Consider the following 18,069-nt stretch of genomic DNA (forward strand, 5'->3'; position numbering starts at 1 on the left):
GTCGGAAGATAACGCCGTGACCCCGCCGACGCAAGGGTAGCAAGCTCCCTCTAACGGTAAAATATCATATATAGCCGGAAATATGCGCGGAAGGGCTAGCCCAGACAGAATATCACCATTCACCGGCAATCCGCATTTTCAGCGGGCTGAACCGCGAGCGGAGCCGGGGCATGAAATGTCTGATTTAATAGCCAGAAAATGGCCACCAAAAGGCTTGACCCTAAGCGAGTCCCTGCCTATTGCCGCGCACCGGTACTCCCCTGTCGTCTAATGGTAAGACTACGGACTCTGACTCCGTCAATTGAGGTTCGAATCCTCACGGGGGATCCAATATTTCCTTCAGAACCGCTGAATTACGTCGACTTTGGCGTAAAGCCGATGTGCAGTTCCTTTAGCGAACGCAGCAGAAAATGCGGGTGGATGGCAAAATCATTCTTGCCTTCAATGAACCACATATCTTCAAACCGATCGACCACGGCAGTGAAACCCCAGATCAGCTCGCGCCGGGCCAGTGGCGCGCCGAGGCAATGGTGGACACCGGAACCAAAGCCCATATGCGCCCCGGCCCGCTTGCGCTCGAGATCGATTTTCTCAGGACATTCAAAGATGCTCTCGTCGCGATTGGCGGCGGCATAGCGGATGTTGATCAGCGCGCCCTCGGGAATGGTCACACCATGCATCTCCACCTCTTCTCCGGCAAAGCGCATCAAGCTCTGCACCGGCGATTCCAAGCGCACGACTTCCTCGACAAAGGTCTTCATATATTTGTCGGGGTCGCTTTTCAGCTGCTCCCAGACATCCTTATTCTCGATCAGCAGCCGGATGCCCGAAGCCAGCGCGTTGGTTGTGGTCTCGCTGCCGCCAACGAAGGTGTCTGCCATCATCTCGGCATGCAGTTCGTTGTCGTTGAGCGGCCTGCCCCATTCCTCGATCACTCGGTTGACCAGCTCGCTAAGTAGACTGTCATCGGGCTTCTGACGTAGTCGTTCGAAAATCGGATGGAAATAGTGCTGCCCTTCGATCTCGCGATCGACCATCTCCAGCTCGGATTCCTCGTCCAGCATCATCGATATCCGGTGGAAAAAAGCGTCGGTCCAACTTTTGATTTTCCACATATCCTCGCGCGGTGCGCCCATCTGCTCGCCGATGATGTAGAGCGGCAACGGCACGGCGAATTGGCTGACCCAGTTGCACTGGCCGTCCTCTATGAAACCGTCGATCAGCTCATAGGCGAGATTCTCGACCAGCGGGTCCATGGTCTTGATCTTGCTGGGCTTGAATGCCTCGTTGAACATCGCCCGCATCTGCTTGTGATTGGGATCATCCCGGCTCGATAGCGTCGGTTCGGGCAGCCAGCCCTTATCCTCGAAACGCTGCTGCACCACCAGTTGCCGCTCGGTTGCGCCGGTCTTGTTGAAAACAGCGAACTTCTTGGGACTGCTGGGAAAAGTTACCGGATCGAGCAGGACACGGCGCACATCTTCATAACGGGTGATGACGTAAATGTCGGTGCCGGGCTGTTTGTAGACCGGCGCTTCGTCGCGCAAGACCTTATAGGCATCATAAGGACATTTCTGCGTTTCCGCATCGAACAGATTGATATCAAGATTGGCCTTCGTAGCCATGTCAGTTCTCCCTAGCGCACCTGAATTTTGTCTTGGCCCCATGGCGCAACGCTATCGGCTTTCTGAAAAGCCTCCGGCAGTTCGTCGACCATATGCCAGGTCGCTGCGAGACGTCCGAAACCGACGAAAAAGGCGCAGGTCATCCCCAGTTCGACAATTTGCGCTTCGCTGAAATGATCGCGCAAACCGGCATGAACCGCATCATCGATCGCTAGATGATCGGTCGCCATTAGTTCGCCATAGTGGATCGCCGCTTTTTCCGCAGCGCTGAGATTATCGGCTTCCTGGGGTTTCTCTAGCGAGCAAACCGCGCCTTCGTCGACACCATCATTGACGGCATCGGTATAGCGGATCGCCATGCAGCTGCGGCACTGGTTGAAGAAGGCGATACGGAGCCGCACCAGTTCTACCAACCGTTCCGGCAGGCTGCGCGCCATCTTGAGCGCACCCCCAAATTGCATGAGGCCCAACGCCTGTTCCGGACAATGGGCGAAATAGCGGGTCAGCCCCTGCTCTAGATCAGTGGCCGCATCCGGTTTCACAGCATCCCTGATCCGGGGATCCCAATCCTCCGGTGGTACTTTCGATATCCGGGCCATCCGATCCTCTCCAATCCGTCCATGACGTTTGGGAGAGAGTAGATTTTACCGACAGCAAAGAAACTGTCGAATTGGACAAGGTTTAATTATGAGCATTGCAGGGCGTGACGAACGCAGATTCTATTCCGCTTCGGCGCTCTTGTCATATTTGAGTTCGAGGTATCGACCGCGGATCGAGAGATTGTCGATATCACCCTTTGCGATCTGCTCGGTCACACCGGAAATCTCTTTTTCGATCAGTGACAGGCCACCGATCAGCTGTTCATCCGGTGATTTCCCGATATCCGTCGCTTTCCCGCGCATTGATGCAGGAATGGCTTTATAGCCGTTGATCAATTCAGGCAGATGCTCCCCGACCAGCTTACGGACTTCATAAGCAGCCGCATCGCCTTCATTTAGTTTTTGCAGTTGCGGCGACAGCATATCCAGTTGGACGCCAATGCCGTTGACTATCTGCACAGCCGGAGCCGGCAGGGCCAGTCTTTGATTTTCCAGCCAGATTTCCGTCTTTCCCGCTAGCGACTTTAGATCAGACTGCACGATTGACTCGGGTGTCGGTATTTTCATTTTCGGGAATTTCATCGAGGCCCAGATACCACCACCAATCAAAGCAGCGGATATCATCACACCCCAGAAACCGATGCCGCTCAATATGCCGCCAACAATGCTCGCGCCAACCAACACACCTGCCGTCCACAGAGCAGCGCGGCCCAGTTTCTTGAAAAAATGACCGCGTTTCAGTTCGTGCGAGCGGTTGCCGATTGAACGACGGAATTGGGAGTCGCGAAGCGCTCGCGACGCACTGTCGAAGATTTGTTGATTGGATTCAGGCACCGGGCGTTATTCCTCCAGAGCCGACAAAGGATTTTCCGAAGGGGCCTCCAACTGCGCTTTCGCCTGCCCTTCAGAGCGGGCAATATAGCCTTTCGACTTTTCAATCTCACCGGATAGCGAATTGACCGTCGTCTTCATATTTTCCAACGCCTTGAGTTTGAACGTGTCGATATTGTCCATCGTATCATAAACATTCTGGAATGCCCGTTGCAGCGTTTCGAGCGGGATGGTCGAAGAAGCAGCCTGCTCGTGAATCTGGCCGGTCTGGTTTTTCAGCATCTCGCTGGTACTATCGATCACGCCCGCTGTGGTCGTGTTGAGCGCACCGATCTGGTCCAGAACCAGCTTCTGATTGGTCAGCGCCTGAGCGACGGTAACGCCAGTGCGCAGCGCGCCCACGGTCGTTGTGCTCGCCCGGTCAACGCCTTTGACCAATTCAACATTGTTGCGCTTCACCAGATCAAGCGCGAGATAGCCCTGCACCGTAACCGCCATTTGGGTCAGCAGGTCCTGCGTGCGCTGGCGCACATAGAAAAGCGCGCTTTCACGGATCGCTTTCGCTTTTGCGGGATCAGTAGCGTCCAGTTCTGCCGCTTTGTCTTCCAGTCGCTGATCCATGACCTTGGATACATGGATCATCTGCTCCAGCCGCCCCATGGCCGCCCAGAGATTCTTGCGTTCGACGTCAATGGCCGCATTATCCATCAACAATTCATCTTTGCCGGACCGCAAACGATCGAGGATCGAACCAATATGGCCTTGCGCGCTTTTATAGCCGTCAAAATAGTTGCGCATCTTGTTGCCGAAAGGAATGATCCCGAAAATCTTTCTTTTGGCCGTCAGATTGCCGCGCTTGCCCGGATCGAGATCTTCGACCGTACGGCGTAGCTCGGCAAGATCGGAACCAATACCGCTTTCTTCGTCCATCGACCGGATCGGGCGATCAAGAAAACGGTTGGACTGGCCTGCCGCTTCGGCAATCTCCTTGCGGCCCATATTGGTAATTTGGTCCACTTTTTTGCCAAATTCGGGGCTGTTTTCGTCTTGTTTGATCAAATCATCGATAAAACCATCCACTTTTTCTTCAAGCTTCGACTTTATCTCTTCGCCAACCGGAACAAGGCCAGAGGCTTTTTCAGGAGCGACGGGCACCACCGGATCAGGCGGAGTCAATTTCAGGTCATCGGTCGCGGTGATTGTTTCGGTCGCCATGCTATTCAGCCTCCCTGCCCCGGCACCAGTGCGGGGCTTTCTCTATAAATGGATATAAATGCCGCATTTTTCAAGCGTTTCAACTACTGTATTAGTAAAATAATACAGTTTTTACAAAACTGCGCAACATGCTTCCAACTCTTCCAGCTTTGCCAAAGCTCAGCCTTCCAGCAGTTCCGCCACTTGCGGTGTGATTTTTCCAACAATAACATCAATGCCTTCAGCCGTAGGGTGCAGGCCATCCGGCAGGAAAAGGTCAGGATTACCAACCACCCCATCCATGAAAAACGGATAGAGAGCGACATCATATTTTCTAGCAAGTGCAGGATAAATCACGTTAAACTCATCGATAAAGGCCGCTCCCAGATTGGGTGGGGCCAGCATACCGGTCAACAGAACCGCTATGCCGCGCTGTTCAAGACTTTGAACCATTGCTTCCATATTCGCCCGCGTGTCCGCCGGTTTCAGACCGCGCAGAAGATCGTTGCCACCCAAGCCCAATATCACCAGATCCGGCTTGCGCGGCATATTATCGAGGACGAAATCCATACGCCGCAAACCTGCCGCGGTCGTGTCGCCCGAAACGCCCGCATTGTGGACCCGCACATCTTTACCCGCCGCAGTTAACGCCGCCTGCAGCTCAGGAGCGAAGCCCTCTTTCTGGTCCAGACCATAGCCGGCATAGAGGCTGTCACCGAAGGCAACGATCAGGATATCCGCGTCTTTGGCATCCGCCGTTTGATCGCCTTGCACCGCTGCATCCGTCGGCCCTGCGTCGGCGCTCGTGGCCGTTTCGTCGACGGGCGCTGGACCACATGCGATCAAAAGTTGCAGAAACGCCAGTGCGAACCCATATACAGTCAAATTCTTCAACATCGGATATCCTTACCCCCATGATCGAGAAAACCGCCGCACCGAGCGACGCTGCCACCGTTGAACCCCATATTGCGATTGCAGCCCAAAATGTCACCCTGTCTTTAGGAGAAGGGACAGCCCGGGTCGATATTTTACGTGGCATTGATCTATCGATCGAAGAAGGAAAGACCGTCGCGTTGCTGGGACCGTCCGGTTCCGGCAAATCATCGCTGATGGCCATCCTGTCCGGTCTGGAACGGGCAACCGGTGGCACGGTGAACATCGCAGGGGCTGATTTCGGTGCAATGAACGAGGATCAGCTGGCAGTTGCTCGTCGCGGCCGGGTCGGCATCGTGTTGCAAGCCTTTCATCTGTTACCAACCATGACCGCCCTCGAAAATGTCGCCGTACCGCTAGAACTGGACGGCCAGCCCGATCCTTTTGAAATCGCGGCAAAAGAGCTTACTGCGGTCGGTCTCGGCGACCGGCTGGGCCATTATCCAACCCAGCTTTCCGGCGGTGAGCAGCAGCGCGTCGCTATTGCCCGCGCCATGGCATCCCGTCCAACAATCATCTTCGCCGACGAACCCACCGGCAATCTCGACGGCGCAACGGGCGACAAGATTATCTCGCTGCTATTCGAACGTCAGAAAGCAACGTCTGCGACGCTATTGATCATCACCCATGACCCCGAACTGGCGAAACGCTGTGACCGGATCATCGAATTGCGCGATGGCCTGATCGAACGGGATAGCGCCGCGTGAGCGCTGAGCTGGGCAAAGCGTGGACGATTGCGCGCCGCGATCTGCGGGGCCGCTTTGTAGGACTCCGGCTGCTTATCATTTGCCTGTTTCTTGGCGTCGCGACGCTGGCAGCCATTGGTAGCCTGACCAATGCAATCACCGAAGAGCTGGCCAATCGTGGGCAAGCAATATTGGGCGGCGATCTGGAGATTGCGGTTGCACAGCGTGAAGCAACAGACGCAGAACTGGCCGCCCTCAAACAGGCTGGAACATTATCCGAAACCATAAGAATGCAAGCAATGGCCCGCTTGCCGGACGGCAGCGATACCCAATTGGTTGAGTTGAAAGGTGTCGACAGTTCTTACCCATTATATGGTAGTTTCACACTGGAAAACGGCAAATCTGTCTCGGCGCCAAAACCGCAAGAAATCTATGTCACCCCTGCCCTGATGCAGCGCCTATCACTAAAAATCGGCGACCCGATTGCTTTTGGCGAGGCCAGTTTCACCATTTCCGGCATCATTGCGGATGAACCCGACCGGCTCAGCGAAGGCCTATCTCTTGGTCCGGTCGCGATCACCTCTCTGGAAAGCCTTCGAACCACCGAATTGATTCAACCCGGCAGTCTCTTCGAAAGCAAATATCGTCTTCAATTCCCACCCACCGTCGATCCAGCTGAGATCGGCGACCAGCTTGTCGCGCAATTTCCCAATGCTTCATGGGAGACGAAGACGCGCGATGATGGCGCGCCCAGCACAAGGCGTTTCATTGAACGCATGGGGCAATTTCTAACATTGGTCGGCCTCGCCTCGCTTGTGATTGCGGGAATAGGCGTCGGTAACGGCGTCGCTTCCTATTTGCGGGGCAAACAGGGCGCCATTGCCACGCTCAAGATACTCGGCGCAGATAGCGCGATGATCTTCCGCATCTATCTCTTCCAGATCATGGCAGTGGCGCTTGCCGCGATTGCGTTCGGGCTGGTGGTTGGCGCTCTGGCACCGCTTGCGATCATCCAGATCGCCGGTGATGTCCTGCCGATCAAACCCGAGTTTGCTATATATCCACTGCCTTTACTGGTCAGCGTGCTTTACGGATTACTGATCGCGGTGATCTTTGCCCTGCCCCCATTATCACGAGCAAAAACAATCCCGGCGGCAGGCATCATTCGGGGTGAAGGCCGGTCCTGGCGCCAGATTGATCGGCAAAGCTGGATTGGTGTCGGCTTGGCAATTGCCGCCATTATCGCGCTTGCCCTTTTAACCGCCAACGAACCGCTATTTTCGGCCTCGTTCATTGCCGCAGCAGCGGGCATATTGTTGCTGTTAACTGCGCTGGGCTCGCTGATCCGCTGGATAGCCAGCAAGGCGCCACGCCCGAAACAGCCATTGTTGCGCCTCGCGCTGACCAGTCTCCACCGTCCGGGTGCGCAAACCGGTCAGTTGGTCGTCGCTCTGGGGCTCGGGCTGACCCTGTTCGCGACGCTAGCAGCGATCCAGACCAGCCTCACCAACGAGATACGGTCTACCGTACCGACCGATGCACCAAGCTTTTTCGTTCTCGACATTCCAGTCGAACGCAAGGATGCATTCCGCTCGAAAGTCCTAGAGACGTCGAAAGACGCCGACGTCAACATCGTTCCCACATTGCGCGGCTCCATCACCGAATTCCGGGGTCTACGAGTATCCGAGCTGGAAACACTGCCAGAAGGCGCATGGGTATTGCGCGGCGACCGCGGGCTTACCTATAGCACGACCATTCCCGAAGGCAGCGAAATTTCAGAGGGCGAATGGTGGGACGAAAATTATGACGGACCACCGTTGGTCTCCGTAGATGCCGAACAGGGCGCAGCAATGGGTCTAAAAATCGGGGACAGTCTGACCGTCAGTCTTCTTGGCGTCGAGATCCCAACCAAGGTTGCGTCGTTCCGGACGGTGAACTGGCGGAATTTCGGATTTAACTATGTGCTCGTCTTCCCGCCCAATGTGCTCGCAAATATACCCCATAATGTCGCCGCGACCATTCAGCTTGACGCGGAAAAAGAAGACCTGTTGCTGGGCACATTGCCACAAGAGTTCCCTTCTATTTCAATGGTCAAGGTCAAGGAGATTGCTTCCCAAATCGGCGACATATTGGACCAGATGGCCACGGCCATCGCCGCTGCCGCTTCGATAGCGATATTCTCTGGCATCGCTGTGCTGATCGGGGCCATTGCAGCCTCCCGCCAGGCCCGCGTTTACGACAGCGTCATTCTAAAACTGCTCGGCGCGACCAGAACACAGATATTGTCAGCTCAGGCGATCGAATATGCACTTCTCGCCTTTCTGCTATCGGCTGTAGCGCTGGGACTGGGATTGTTCGCAGGCTGGTTCGTGATCACCCAGATTTTCGAATTTACCTGGCAACCGGATTGGGGAGTCGTCCTGCTAACGCTGGGCATCGGCGCGCTTGTAACTCTCGGCATTGGTTTGCTTGGTTCCATACCGGTATTGTCGGCTAAACCGGCAAGAGCGCTTCGGGAACTCTAGTCCTTCGCCAATCGCACAGCGACCGGTGCAGACAAAAACAATTGCGCAAGATGATAGAAAATCAGCGGCAATATGACCAGGCCGGCCCGTTCCGGTGCAAAGATGATCGCCGCCAAAGGCGCGCCGATAGCAACGCTTTTCTGTGCGCCAGAGAATAACAGAGTCTTCCGATCGGCTCGAGCAAACCCCATCACACCACCAAGCAGCCAACTACCGCCAAAGGCCAGCACCAACCAGAACAGCAGCGCAGCGGCCAACCAAAGAAACTCCGCGCCACTTACCCGCGTCCACATGCCCGCAATAATGGCAGCAGAGAAGGACACATATACCGCCAAGGCGATCGCTCCCTTGTCGAGCCAACCCGTAAGCTCCTTGTGGTGCATAACGAAGGGCCGCAGCCAAGGTTGAAAAACCTGCCCGATTGCAAAGGGCAGAACCAGAATCGCGGCAATTTTCATTATTGTATCGCTAGAAATCACCACGCCTGCCGCACTCGCCAGCAGAGCAAATAGCAAGGGCGAGAGAAACACGCCCACCAGATTGATCGCGGCACTGGCGACAACAGACGCCGCCACATTGCCCTTTGCAATGGCACAATAGCTCGTGGCGGATTGGACGGTGCTGGGTAATACAGCCAGAAAAAGGAAGCCGAGGGCAACATCGCTAGGCAATATCTGGTCCAATGCCTTGGATAGAGATAGTCCAATCAACAGCATCACCCCGAAGACCCAGACAAAGATCGTTCCTTGAAGCTTGATATTGCGCAATCCCGAACGGACTTCATGGCGCTCCAACCGGATACCGTGCAGCAAGAAAATCAAAAAAATACCAATGTTGAAGGCTATTTTCGCAATCGCCTCCACCTGTCCCTGAACCGGAGCCAATGTCGCCAACAACACCGCTCCGCTAAGCAGCCAGATGAATTTGTCGGCAAGGATGAGGCGGATCGTTTGCATCTTGGTTGCGCCGAATGGATTGCTCAAGATGATTTGGCAAGCTTTCTAATGTTGCGGCGCAGCACCAAACAGGCTAAGGGCGCGGCAATATTGGGGCTTTGCCGATGGCCGCCCTATCCTCTCTTACGGTAGAATTTGATATGTCCCTTCGCAATATTGCAATCATTGCGCACGTTGATCACGGCAAAACCACGCTGGTTGACCAGCTTTTCCGCCAATCCGGTACCTTTCGTGAAAACGAGCGGGTCGAAGAACGCGCGATGGATTCGAACGATCTTGAAAAAGAACGTGGCATCACGATTCTTGCAAAATGCACCAGCGTCGAATGGAAAGGCACGCGGATCAATATTGTTGATACCCCGGGCCATGCCGACTTTGGCGGCGAAGTGGAACGCATCCTGTCGATGGTCGATGGTGTTATCCTGCTCGTCGACAGCGCTGAAGGCGCAATGCCGCAGACCAAATTTGTGACCGGCAAAGCGCTGGCGCTGGGTCTCAAGCCCATTGTGGTCGTCAACAAGATCGACCGTCCAGATGGCCGGCCCGAGGAAGTGCTCGACGAAGTGTTCGACCTATTCGTCAATCTAGATGCCAATGATGAACAGCTTGATTTCCCATCGCTGTTCGCCAGCGGCCGCAATGGCTATGCAGGCGATACGCCCGACGTTCGCGAAGGCAACCTAACGCCGCTGCTCGACAAGATTATCGAACATGTCCCTGAACCAGATGTGGACCCAGACGCGGACTTCAAATTTCTCGTGACATTGCTCGACCGCGATAATTTCGTTGGCCGTATTTTGACCGGTAAGGTCGAGAGCGGCAAGATCGATCTCAACATGCCGATCCATGCGATCGACATGGACGGCAAAGTCGTCGAAACGGGCCGTGCCACCAAGATCATGGCCTTTAACGGTCTTGAACGCGTCCCGGTAGAAAGCGCCAAGGCTGGTGATATCATCTCCCTTGCGGGTCTGACCGAAGCGACCGTGTCCAACACGATCTGTGATCCATCGGTGACCGAACCGATTGCCGCACAGCCGATTGATCCGCCAACCCTGTCGATGAACTTTTCGGTCAATGACAGCCCGATGGCTGGCCGCGAAGGCGACAAGGTCACGAGCCGCGTGATCCGCGATCGTTTGCTCCGTGAAGCCGAATCCAACGTCGCTATCAAAATTACCGAAAGCGCCGACAAGGATAGTTTCGAAGTCGCAGGCCGTGGCGAACTTCAGCTTGGCGTTTTGATTGAAACGATGCGCCGCGAAGGTTTTGAGCTGGGTATTTCACGTCCTCGCGTATTGTATCGTGAAGATGAAACTGGTCGCCAGGAACCTTATGAAACGGTCGTTATCGATGTTGATGACGAACATAGCAGCACGGTTGTTTCCAAGATGCAGCGCCGGAAGGCAGAACTGACCGAACAGCGTCCATCGGGCGGCGGCAAGACCCGCCTGACCTTCTCCGCACCGTCACGCGGCCTTATTGGCTATCATGGCGAATTCCTGTCCGATACACGCGGCACCGGCATCATGAACCGCTTGTTCGAAAAATATGGTCCGTATAAAGGCGTGATCGACGGTCGTCCCGTCGGCGTGCTTGTATCGAACGGCACCGGGAACGCTGTTCCCTATGCGCTTAATGCGCTTGAAGAACGGGGCATATTGTTCATTGGCGGCCAAACCCCGGTCTATGAAGGTATGGTGATTGGCGAAAATGCCAAACCGGGCGATCTTGACGTCAACCCAATGAAATCGAAACAGCTGACCAACTTCCGCTCGACCGGTAAGGATGATGCCGTCCGCCTGACTCCGCCAACGGTGATGACGCTGGAACAGGCAATTGCCTATATCGACAATGACGAACTGGTCGAAGTGACCCCGAAAAACGTCCGCTTGCGTAAACGTCATCTCGACCCCAATGATCGTAAGAAAGCAATGCGGAAGGCTGAGGCCGCTTAATCGGCTGATCTGTGTTAGGAAGCTCGGGTCTATTGCGGCTTGATTATCCAGTTGTTTATGGCAATGCGCTCTGATCATTAGAAAATGAGTATATATAATGACCGAAGATCAAAAACCGGATCCAGCCAATAGTGCAGCAGCTGGCCCGGACCTCCCGCCGGACCGTCTGGCCATAAATCCGCGCAGCCCACATTATGGCGGTGAACTGCTATCGCGCGGCATCGGCATTAATTTTCGCGGTGACCGCAAGCATAATATTGAAGAATATTGTGTTTCAGAAGGCTGGGTCAAAGTCCAAGCTGGCAAGACCATGGACCGTAAGGGCAACCCCCTGCTGATCAAGCTCAACGGCGCGGTTGAGGCTTGGTTCGAAGACCTCGGCGATGATGCACCGAAAATAGGCAAAAGCGCGTAACTGGCAGGCGTCCAATATGACCCCAAAGCGCATCCAATATTTCATTGCGCTGGTGTTCTTCCTAGCAGGTGGGTGGGCAGCTTTTTTCCCACAGCACGTAATTGATACGGTGTTCGTTCCAGAATATCGCCAAAATGGCGGTCTACTGCCTTACCTGATTTGCTGCTTCGGCATACAGGAGCTGCTATTGGCGGTGTTCGCTGCCTTTTCCCGCTTCTCGTCGGTTACATTTCTGGTTTACGGCGTCGCGCTGCTCCCTTTCTTCGCGTTCAACTTCTATTTCATTTTTTACGACCCAGTGTTCTCAAACATTGGAACGCTCATAGCGGTGAGCAATGCCATCATGCTGATGCTTTGTTACATCGGTTGGGAGAAATCCAAAATAACTGAATAGGGAGGAAATGAATGAAATTTTCCAACAAAATTGTCTGGATCACCGGAGCGTCGTCCGGAATTGGCGAAGCACTGGCCAAGGCCTTTGCTGCTGATGGCGCGCATATCATATTATCGGGACGCCGCACCGAAGCGCTCGAACAAGTTGCCGCCGATCTGAAGACTGATACATTGATCCTGCCCTTTGAAACGACCGACTATGACGCGCTACCTGCACAAGTCGAGAAAGCCCGCGCTTGGAAGGGCAAAGTCGACATTCTCGTCAACAATGCAGGCATCAGTCAACGTAGCCTCGCGCTGGATACGCATCCTGACGTACATTCCAAGATCATCAATGTTGATCTCCTCGCTCCAATCTGGCTGACCCAGCTCTTGCTGCCGCACATGATCGAAGACGGCGGCGGCCATATCGTCGGAATCAGTTCAGTGGCTGGCCGCGTCGGCGTGCCCCTGCGCACAGCCTATTGCGCTGCCAAGCACGGCCTGATCGGATATATGGATGCCTTACGTTCGGAAACCGAAGCTCTGCACAACATCCATGTCACCAATATTCTGCCCGGGGCCATTCGCACCAATGTGTCTCGCAACGCGCTGACCAAAGACGGCGAGCGCCGCGGCAAGTCGGACGCAGTAATCGACAACGGCATCGAACCAGCAGAATGTGCACGGCAAATTCTGGAAGCGGTTGCCAATAATGCTCCTGAGCTGCTCATTGCCGAAGGTGTCGAAGAACAGATCGCACTGTTGCGGCAGAGCGAACCAGATCAATGCTTCGCCATGACATCGGCATTTGGCGTACAGATTGCCAGCAAATATGAAGCGGGGGAAAGCGACTAATGGCTCTGGTATTACTAGAAAAGTCAGATGGAATTGCGACGATCACGCTGAATCGCCCCGACGCGATGAATGCACTTTCCCATGACTTAAGAACAGAATTTTTTAACGCCTGCAAAGACATCGCCAATGATTCTGCTATGCGAGCAGTCGTTATCACGGGTGCCGGTGACCGGGCATTTACCGCTGGCCTCGACCTCAAAGAACTTGGCCAACAAGGCCTTGGTGCAGCGACCGACCAGAACCCCGCGCGCAATCCCTGCCGTGCACTGGAATCGCTCGACATTCCTGTCATCGGTGCCATCAATGGCGTCGCGATCACCGGCGGTTTTGAACTGGCCTTGGCCTGCGATATCCGGATCGCATCAACCGGTGCACGCTTTGCCGACACTCACGCCCGGGTCGGAATCATTCCGGGCTGGGGGCTCTCCCAGAAACTATCCCGTTTCATAGGCTTGTCTCGCGCTTGTGAGCTCAGCTTTACTGGTCAATTTCTAGACGCCCAAACCGCTTGCGACTGGGGTTTGGTCAACCATGTCTACAAGCCCCAAGAGCTAATGCCCAAAGCGCACGCTTTGGCCACCGATATGGCCAGTATCGAACCGGAATTTCTCAAAGCCTATAAGAAACTGATCTTCGACGGCTATGACCGAAACTATAACGACGCCATGATGCTGGAGAAACAAACCACTGATGCGTGGAATGGCACTGTGACGGCGGAAGAAGTCGAGCAACGGCGGCTAGCGGTCATTGAGCGCGGGCGGGCTTTAAAAACCTAAGGCTGATCCTGGCATACAGCGTTAAAGCTACGATTTCGACGCAGCGAGAAAGTCTATAATTTCGGCCAATGCCTTCTTCGCTTCTGGAATAGGAAGCAGCATCCAGACATGCTGCATCCGATCATAGATTCTCAGTTCAATCCGCGCATCGCTGTCATCGCCCTTTTGTTTCAAGCGCAAGGAGTCCGAAAGCAGCACTTCATCGCTTCCCGCAAAAACCAGCATCGGCGGCAACCGATCAACCGGCTCGAACAGAGGGCTAACTGGGAAGACCGCAGGGTCTTCGCCTTCACGCGCCCACCATGTTCCAAGGCGCCGAATACCTTCAATCGAAATCAATATATCGGTCTTTTCCAGTGCCACTTGCTTTGGATCAGCCGCGGTCTGATCAAGATAGGGGCTGAGCAACACCAGTTTGCTAGGCAACGTCTTGCCCTGATTTCGCAACATCTGAGACAAGCCCAGCGAGAAGCCACCACCTGCGCTGTCCCCCATCACCACGATATTTTCTGCACCATGTCGGGAAACGGCCTGTTCAAAAGCCTCCATCACCATCGCATAGCTGCTGTCCCACTTATTTTCTGGCGACAAAGGGTAGATCGGAACGGTGACGCTGGCTCCCGTTTTGCGGATCAGTTTTTCTATGAAATGCCAATGAAGCGAGACAATGTTAAAAGCATAACCACCGCCATGCAGATAGAATATGTGCAGCGCACTAGCATTTTCCTTGGGGTTAAGTCGGAACAAGGGCTGACCATCAATTTCCGTCTTCTCGATATCGCAATGTTTGCGTAACCAACGAACCGGAGATGCAGGCCCACGTGCGTGGTCACGGGCAGTATATTTTTCGGCTTTACCAGGCCTGAGAAGATAACGTTTCAATCCCGACATACGGACAATAGAAAACAGCAAACGCGCTCTTAAACTGATCATATGGCCACCATCAATGTACGTCGGGCGATGATCACCCGGGATTGCCTTCCATTTGCGCAACATTTGCATCAATCTCGACCCAAGGCTGCTTGCTTCCCGTCCAGAAGTGGATCTGGGGCTGCAAAACGCTCGTGTCATCCAGCGTTCCAGCCTTTATGTATGTCATGCCCGGCTGCGTCGGAAGCGATGTCTTTACTGGCGAACCGCACGTTCCACAAAAATGGCGATGAACGACATTGCCGCTATCCGAATGATCATCATATGTCGTAAGATTGCCACTAATCTCGATTTGTTCATCCGCCACTGCGAACAGCACAGAATAGGAGCTGCCCGCCTGTCGTTGGCAATTTTTGCAGTGACAGACACCGCACATCTGCAAATCACCTTCGATTTTATAACTTACCGTACCGCATAGACATTGCCCCGTCATCGTCATCTCAAATCCCCTTGATCACGCAACTTTGCGCACAAAAACTGTTCCCGCCGAATAGCCTGCTCCAAAGGAACAGATGAGGCCAATGTCCCCGTCTACCAGATCATCGCTATGCTTGTGAAAAGCGATGATCGAACCGGCCGATGATGTGTTCGCATATGTATCAAGGACCGTCGGACTTTCGTCATCATTGGCTTCATGACCAAGCACCCGCTGTGCAATCAACCGATTCATACCGGCATTGGCCTGATGCAACCAAAGGCGGCGCAACGCAGTCGCTTCAATGCCCAGCCTCTCGGCTTGTTCATTGATCATATTTGCAACCATCGGCACCACTTCCTTGAACACTTTGCGTCCCTCTTGGACAAAGAGCTTGTCCTTTTCATCCCGGCTTTCCGGATTGGTGCGGTTGAGAAAACCGAAATTATTGCGGATATTATTGGAAAATTGGGTCTTGAGCTTCGTCCCGACGATTTCCCAGTGCGCGGCAGGGGCAATATCTTTTGCCTCCACCAATATCGCGGTTGCCACATCGCCGAAGATGAAATGGCTATCCCGGTCACGCCAGTTAAGATGTCCGGAACAAATTTCTGGATTGATCACCAACACCGATTTTGCACTGCCCGATCGGATATAATCCGCAGCCGTCTGGATACCGAATGTCGCAGAGGAGCAAGCGACGTTCATATCGAAACCAAAACCATCCTCCATGCCAAGAGCATCCTGAATCTCAACAGCAATAGCCGGATAAGCCCGCTGCAAATTTGAACAGGCGCACAGCACAGCATCAACATCCTCTGGTTTCCGCCCTGCCCGTTCCAAAGCCTGCAACGCCGCTTTGACACCGATTTCTGCGAGCACAGAAATTTCCTCATTGGGTCGTTCGGGCAGACGGGGACACATAACCTCCGGATTCAGGATCGGTTCCTTGGAGAGCACAAAGCGCGATTTAATACCCGATGCTTTTTCGATAAATTCGACCGAACTATGGGGCATTTCTTCCATTTCACCGGCCGCAATTGCTTCGGCATTTTCACGATTGGTGAGATCCGCATAGGCATTAAAGCTGGCAACCAGTTCTTCGTTGCTAATACTGTCTTTCGGCGTGAACAGGCCGGTTGCGGAAATGACGGGAATATTGCTGTCGGTCATGGGAGGCTGTTTTTCCTTCTGCGCTTGTGCTTTCTTATCGCACTATCGTGTGATGGTAATCTTCCTAGATGAAACTGGCAAGCAGGGTTGATCATGGCTTGCCTATCAATTTTGCCTTGCTATCAACGAGCCATGAATGACCGTGTAAAACTCGACGACAGTTGGAAAGCCCCACTCGCTCGCGAGTTTTCTAGCGAATACATGGCAAGCTTGCGGGAATTCCTGCTGCAAGAAAAAGCCGCTGGCAAACAGATTTACCCCAAAGGCAATGAATATTTTCGTGCACTCGATCTGACTCCACTCAATCAGGTTCGCGTGGTGATATTGGGGCAGGACCCCTATCATGGCCCGGACCAAGCCCACGGCCTATGCTTCAGTGTACAACCCGGTGTCCGACCCCCACCATCGCTGGTCAATATCTACAAGGAACTGGAGAGCGACCTCGGTCTTCCCCGCCCTGCCCACGGTTTTCTAGAACATTGGGCTCAACAGGGCGTTTTGCTACTCAACAGCGTTTTAACGGTTCAGATGGCCAATGCGGCTTCCCATCGCGGTAAAGGATGGGAAAAATTTACCGATGCGATCATACGGCTGATTGCGCAGAAATCCGAACCGGTCGTTTTTCTACTGTGGGGGAATTATGCCCAGAAAAAAGCCGCATTTGTACAAAGCGTCGAGCAAGGCGGGCGGCATCTGGTGCTGAACGCCCCACACCCATCGCCGCTGTCAGCCTATAACGGGTTTTTCGGATGCAAGCATTTCAGCAAAGCCAATGCTTTTCTTGAGGAAAACGGGCTTCCCCCCATCGACTGGAGTTTGCCGGACATCAATTCCTAATTCGGTGCAGCCACCTCCGCGATTACGCTCTGGATCCAGTCGTCAATATCCCGAGCGACCTGCGCCGGCGTTTCTTCCATCGGAAGATGTCCAGCATCTGCATAGGTGATCAGCTTGCTTCCCGGAATTGCGGCTTCAAAAGCCTTTGCATGGGACATAGGAATGATCTTGTCATGCTCCCCCCAAAGCAGCAATACGGGCATTTGCAGTGTGCCAACTTCCTCCCATTTCTCCGGTTCTCGCGGTGTTTTTCCTCGATCCACCGCCGCTTTTCGATTGCCGGGGAAGCGCAGCAATTCCCAATAGCGATCAACCAGTTCGTCCGTCAGCCGTTCGGATTGCGCAAAATTCTCTTCCAAGGATGACCTAACCAAAGAACGCGGAGTGATTTCGGGGAGCAACATTTGCCCGATTGATGAGCGCGCCAGTCGAGCGGCGAGATAAGGTTGTATTTTTTCCTCTACCTGCGCGCCCGATGCATCAATCAAAACCAGTCCTGAAATCCGCTCCGGAACCGACAAACCAGCCCTCCAGGACAGCCAGCCGCCCATACTGTTGCCAACCCAATAAGCCTTATCGACACCCACTTTATCGAGCACTTGAACTGCCGCTGCTATATTGGTTTCGGCATCATAGGCACCGGTCGGATTGGGACCCGTGAGCCCGTGACCGTAAAGGTCCAGCGAAATCAGGCGATATTGATCGCCGAGCAAAGCCACTAGGGGTTCCCACGTTTGCAGCAAACTGTTCGATCCATGGATCAGCAGAAGCGCCGGCCCATCTTTGTTGCCCTCATCCCGATAATGGATCTTGGCTCCATGACCGTCGTCAAGAAACTGCGAAGCTTCATTTCCATATTTGGCGATCATCTCGGCGCGATCGGTATCGGGCGTACGGAAAATCAAGAAAGCGGCCCCCAACAAAACCAGCAGCAACAGAATGATACGGATCGTCTTTTTCATGGGCTCACCTCTATTTCGACGGAC

General features: G+C 54.0%; 18 protein-coding genes and 1 tRNA gene. 9 read left to right on the forward strand and 10 right to left on the reverse strand.

Going from position 1 to position 18,069, the window contains the following annotated elements; genetic code table 11:
• Positions 1–256 precede the first annotated feature (256 nt).
• Positions 257–330, forward strand: a tRNA-Gln gene (locus ABJG22_RS11480).
• Between the two features lie 23 nt (positions 331–353).
• On the opposite strand, the gene ABJG22_RS11485 is transcribed toward ABJG22_RS11480, so the two are convergent.
• The 5 genes from ABJG22_RS11485 to ABJG22_RS11505 form a co-directional block, all read right to left on the reverse strand.
• On the reverse strand, positions 354–1,625 hold the full coding sequence (locus ABJG22_RS11485; RefSeq protein WP_348020412.1) for a cytochrome P450: 1,272 nt from the start codon (positions 1,623–1,625) through the stop codon (positions 354–356).
• 11 nt (positions 1,626–1,636) lie between these two features.
• Entirely contained in the window at positions 1,637–2,224 is a 588-nt protein-coding gene (locus ABJG22_RS11490; RefSeq protein WP_348020413.1) for a carboxymuconolactone decarboxylase family protein, read from the reverse strand.
• Between the two features lie 120 nt (positions 2,225–2,344).
• Positions 2,345–3,058 (reverse strand): hypothetical protein, encoded by a 714-nt coding sequence (locus ABJG22_RS11495; protein ID WP_348020414.1) that lies wholly within the window; start codon positions 3,056–3,058, stop codon positions 2,345–2,347.
• 6 nt (positions 3,059–3,064) lie between these two features.
• Positions 3,065–4,270, reverse strand: coding sequence for a toxic anion resistance protein (locus ABJG22_RS11500; RefSeq protein ID WP_348020415.1), 1,206 nt, complete (start codon positions 4,268–4,270; stop codon positions 3,065–3,067).
• A gap of 159 nt (positions 4,271–4,429) precedes the next feature.
• Entirely contained in the window at positions 4,430–5,146 is a 717-nt protein-coding gene (locus tag ABJG22_RS11505; RefSeq protein WP_348020416.1) for an arylesterase, read from the reverse strand.
• Between the two features lie 17 nt (positions 5,147–5,163).
• On the opposite strand from ABJG22_RS11505, the gene ABJG22_RS11510 reads away from it, so the two are divergent.
• Together ABJG22_RS11510 and ABJG22_RS11515 are read left to right on the forward strand one after the other, a co-directional pair.
• On the forward strand, positions 5,164–5,889 hold the full coding sequence (locus ABJG22_RS11510; protein ID WP_348020417.1) for an ATP-binding cassette domain-containing protein: 726 nt from the start codon (positions 5,164–5,166) through the stop codon (positions 5,887–5,889).
• Positions 5,886–8,393, forward strand: coding sequence for an FtsX-like permease family protein (locus ABJG22_RS11515; protein ID WP_348020418.1), 2,508 nt, complete (start codon positions 5,886–5,888; stop codon positions 8,391–8,393). Before ABJG22_RS11510 ends, ABJG22_RS11515 begins: the two co-directional genes overlap by 4 nt.
• On the opposite strand, the gene ABJG22_RS11520 is transcribed toward ABJG22_RS11515, so the two are convergent.
• Positions 8,390–9,376, reverse strand: a complete 987-nt coding sequence (locus tag ABJG22_RS11520) for a bile acid:sodium symporter family protein (protein WP_348020419.1) — start codon at positions 9,374–9,376, stop codon at positions 8,390–8,392. The genes ABJG22_RS11515 and ABJG22_RS11520 overlap by 4 nt on opposite strands.
• 113 nt (positions 9,377–9,489) lie before the next feature.
• Here ABJG22_RS11520 and typA point away from each other — a divergent pair, with 113 nt between their 5' ends.
• The 5 genes from typA (at position 9,490) to ABJG22_RS11545 (ending at position 13,728) form a co-directional block, all read left to right on the forward strand.
• Entirely contained in the window at positions 9,490–11,307 is a 1,818-nt protein-coding gene (gene typA / locus ABJG22_RS11525) for a translational GTPase TypA (protein ID WP_348020906.1), read from the forward strand.
• A gap of 97 nt (positions 11,308–11,404) precedes the next feature.
• Entirely contained in the window at positions 11,405–11,722 is a 318-nt protein-coding gene (locus ABJG22_RS11530) for a DUF3297 family protein (RefSeq protein WP_348020420.1), read from the forward strand.
• Positions 11,723–11,738: 16 nt separating this feature from the next.
• Positions 11,739–12,116, forward strand: coding sequence for a hypothetical protein (locus ABJG22_RS11535; protein ID WP_348020421.1), 378 nt, complete (start codon positions 11,739–11,741; stop codon positions 12,114–12,116).
• Between the two features lie 11 nt (positions 12,117–12,127).
• Positions 12,128–12,952 (forward strand): SDR family NAD(P)-dependent oxidoreductase, encoded by an 825-nt coding sequence (locus tag ABJG22_RS11540; RefSeq protein WP_348020422.1) that lies wholly within the window; start codon positions 12,128–12,130, stop codon positions 12,950–12,952.
• Complete coding sequence (locus ABJG22_RS11545; RefSeq protein ID WP_348020423.1) at positions 12,952–13,728, forward strand: enoyl-CoA hydratase; 777 nt, start codon at positions 12,952–12,954, stop codon at positions 13,726–13,728. Before ABJG22_RS11540 ends, ABJG22_RS11545 begins: the two co-directional genes overlap by 1 nt.
• A gap of 27 nt (positions 13,729–13,755) precedes the next feature.
• On the opposite strand, the gene ABJG22_RS11550 is transcribed toward ABJG22_RS11545, so the two are convergent.
• From ABJG22_RS11550 to ABJG22_RS11560, 3 genes are read right to left on the reverse strand one after another with little or no spacing between them, the layout of a single operon-like run.
• Positions 13,756–14,661, reverse strand: coding sequence for an alpha/beta hydrolase (locus ABJG22_RS11550; RefSeq protein WP_348020424.1), 906 nt, complete (start codon positions 14,659–14,661; stop codon positions 13,756–13,758).
• Between the two features lie 31 nt (positions 14,662–14,692).
• Positions 14,693–15,097 (reverse strand): GFA family protein, encoded by a 405-nt coding sequence (locus tag ABJG22_RS11555; RefSeq protein ID WP_348020425.1) that lies wholly within the window; start codon positions 15,095–15,097, stop codon positions 14,693–14,695.
• Between the two features lie 15 nt (positions 15,098–15,112).
• Positions 15,113–16,246, reverse strand: coding sequence for a beta-ketoacyl-ACP synthase III (locus ABJG22_RS11560; protein WP_348020426.1), 1,134 nt, complete (start codon positions 16,244–16,246; stop codon positions 15,113–15,115).
• A gap of 132 nt (positions 16,247–16,378) precedes the next feature.
• Between ABJG22_RS11560 and ung the strand changes: the two genes are divergently transcribed.
• On the forward strand, positions 16,379–17,083 hold the full coding sequence (gene ung / locus ABJG22_RS11565; protein ID WP_348020427.1) for a uracil-DNA glycosylase: 705 nt from the start codon (positions 16,379–16,381) through the stop codon (positions 17,081–17,083).
• On the opposite strand, the gene ABJG22_RS11570 is transcribed toward ung, so the two are convergent.
• Positions 17,080–18,045 carry an alpha/beta hydrolase gene (locus ABJG22_RS11570; protein WP_348020428.1) on the reverse strand — a complete coding sequence of 322 codons (966 nt, stop codon included), beginning with the start codon at positions 18,043–18,045 and terminating at the stop codon, positions 17,080–17,082. The two genes, ung and ABJG22_RS11570, sit on opposite strands and share 4 nt — an antisense overlap.
• Positions 18,046–18,069 lie beyond the last annotated feature (24 nt).

Origin of the sequence: Parasphingorhabdus sp. (assembly GCF_039939955.1) — a bacterium.
GTDB lineage: Bacteria > Pseudomonadota > Alphaproteobacteria > Sphingomonadales > Sphingomonadaceae > Parasphingorhabdus.

Bases quoted from the DNA above. Each gene is read 5' to 3' on its own strand.
- ABJG22_RS11570 (WP_348020428.1), bottom strand. From the start codon at position 18,045: ATGAAAAAGACGATCCGTATCATTCTGTTGCTGCTGGTTTTGTTGGGG.
- ABJG22_RS11545 (WP_348020423.1), top strand. From the start codon at position 12,952: ATGGCTCTGGTATTACTAGAAAAGTCAGATGGAATTGCGACGATCACG.
- ABJG22_RS11510 (WP_348020417.1), top strand. From the start codon at position 5,164: ATGATCGAGAAAACCGCCGCACCGAGCGACGCTGCCACCGTTGAACCC.
- ABJG22_RS11550 (WP_348020424.1), bottom strand. From the start codon at position 14,661: ATGATCAGTTTAAGAGCGCGTTTGCTGTTTTCTATTGTCCGTATGTCG.
- ABJG22_RS11530 (WP_348020420.1), top strand. From the start codon at position 11,405: ATGACCGAAGATCAAAAACCGGATCCAGCCAATAGTGCAGCAGCTGGC.
- typA (WP_348020906.1), top strand. From the start codon at position 9,490: ATGTCCCTTCGCAATATTGCAATCATTGCGCACGTTGATCACGGCAAA.
- ung (WP_348020427.1), top strand. From the start codon at position 16,379: ATGAATGACCGTGTAAAACTCGACGACAGTTGGAAAGCCCCACTCGCT.
- ABJG22_RS11485 (WP_348020412.1), bottom strand. From the start codon at position 1,625: ATGGCTACGAAGGCCAATCTTGATATCAATCTGTTCGATGCGGAAACG.
- ABJG22_RS11505 (WP_348020416.1), bottom strand. From the start codon at position 5,146: ATGTTGAAGAATTTGACTGTATATGGGTTCGCACTGGCGTTTCTGCAA.
- ABJG22_RS11555 (WP_348020425.1), bottom strand. From the start codon at position 15,097: ATGACGATGACGGGGCAATGTCTATGCGGTACGGTAAGTTATAAAATC.
- ABJG22_RS11490 (WP_348020413.1), bottom strand. From the start codon at position 2,224: ATGGCCCGGATATCGAAAGTACCACCGGAGGATTGGGATCCCCGGATC.
- ABJG22_RS11560 (WP_348020426.1), bottom strand. From the start codon at position 16,246: ATGACCGACAGCAATATTCCCGTCATTTCCGCAACCGGCCTGTTCACG.
- ABJG22_RS11500 (WP_348020415.1), bottom strand. From the start codon at position 4,270: ATGGCGACCGAAACAATCACCGCGACCGATGACCTGAAATTGACTCCG.
- ABJG22_RS11540 (WP_348020422.1), top strand. From the start codon at position 12,128: ATGAAATTTTCCAACAAAATTGTCTGGATCACCGGAGCGTCGTCCGGA.
- ABJG22_RS11535 (WP_348020421.1), top strand. From the start codon at position 11,739: ATGACCCCAAAGCGCATCCAATATTTCATTGCGCTGGTGTTCTTCCTA.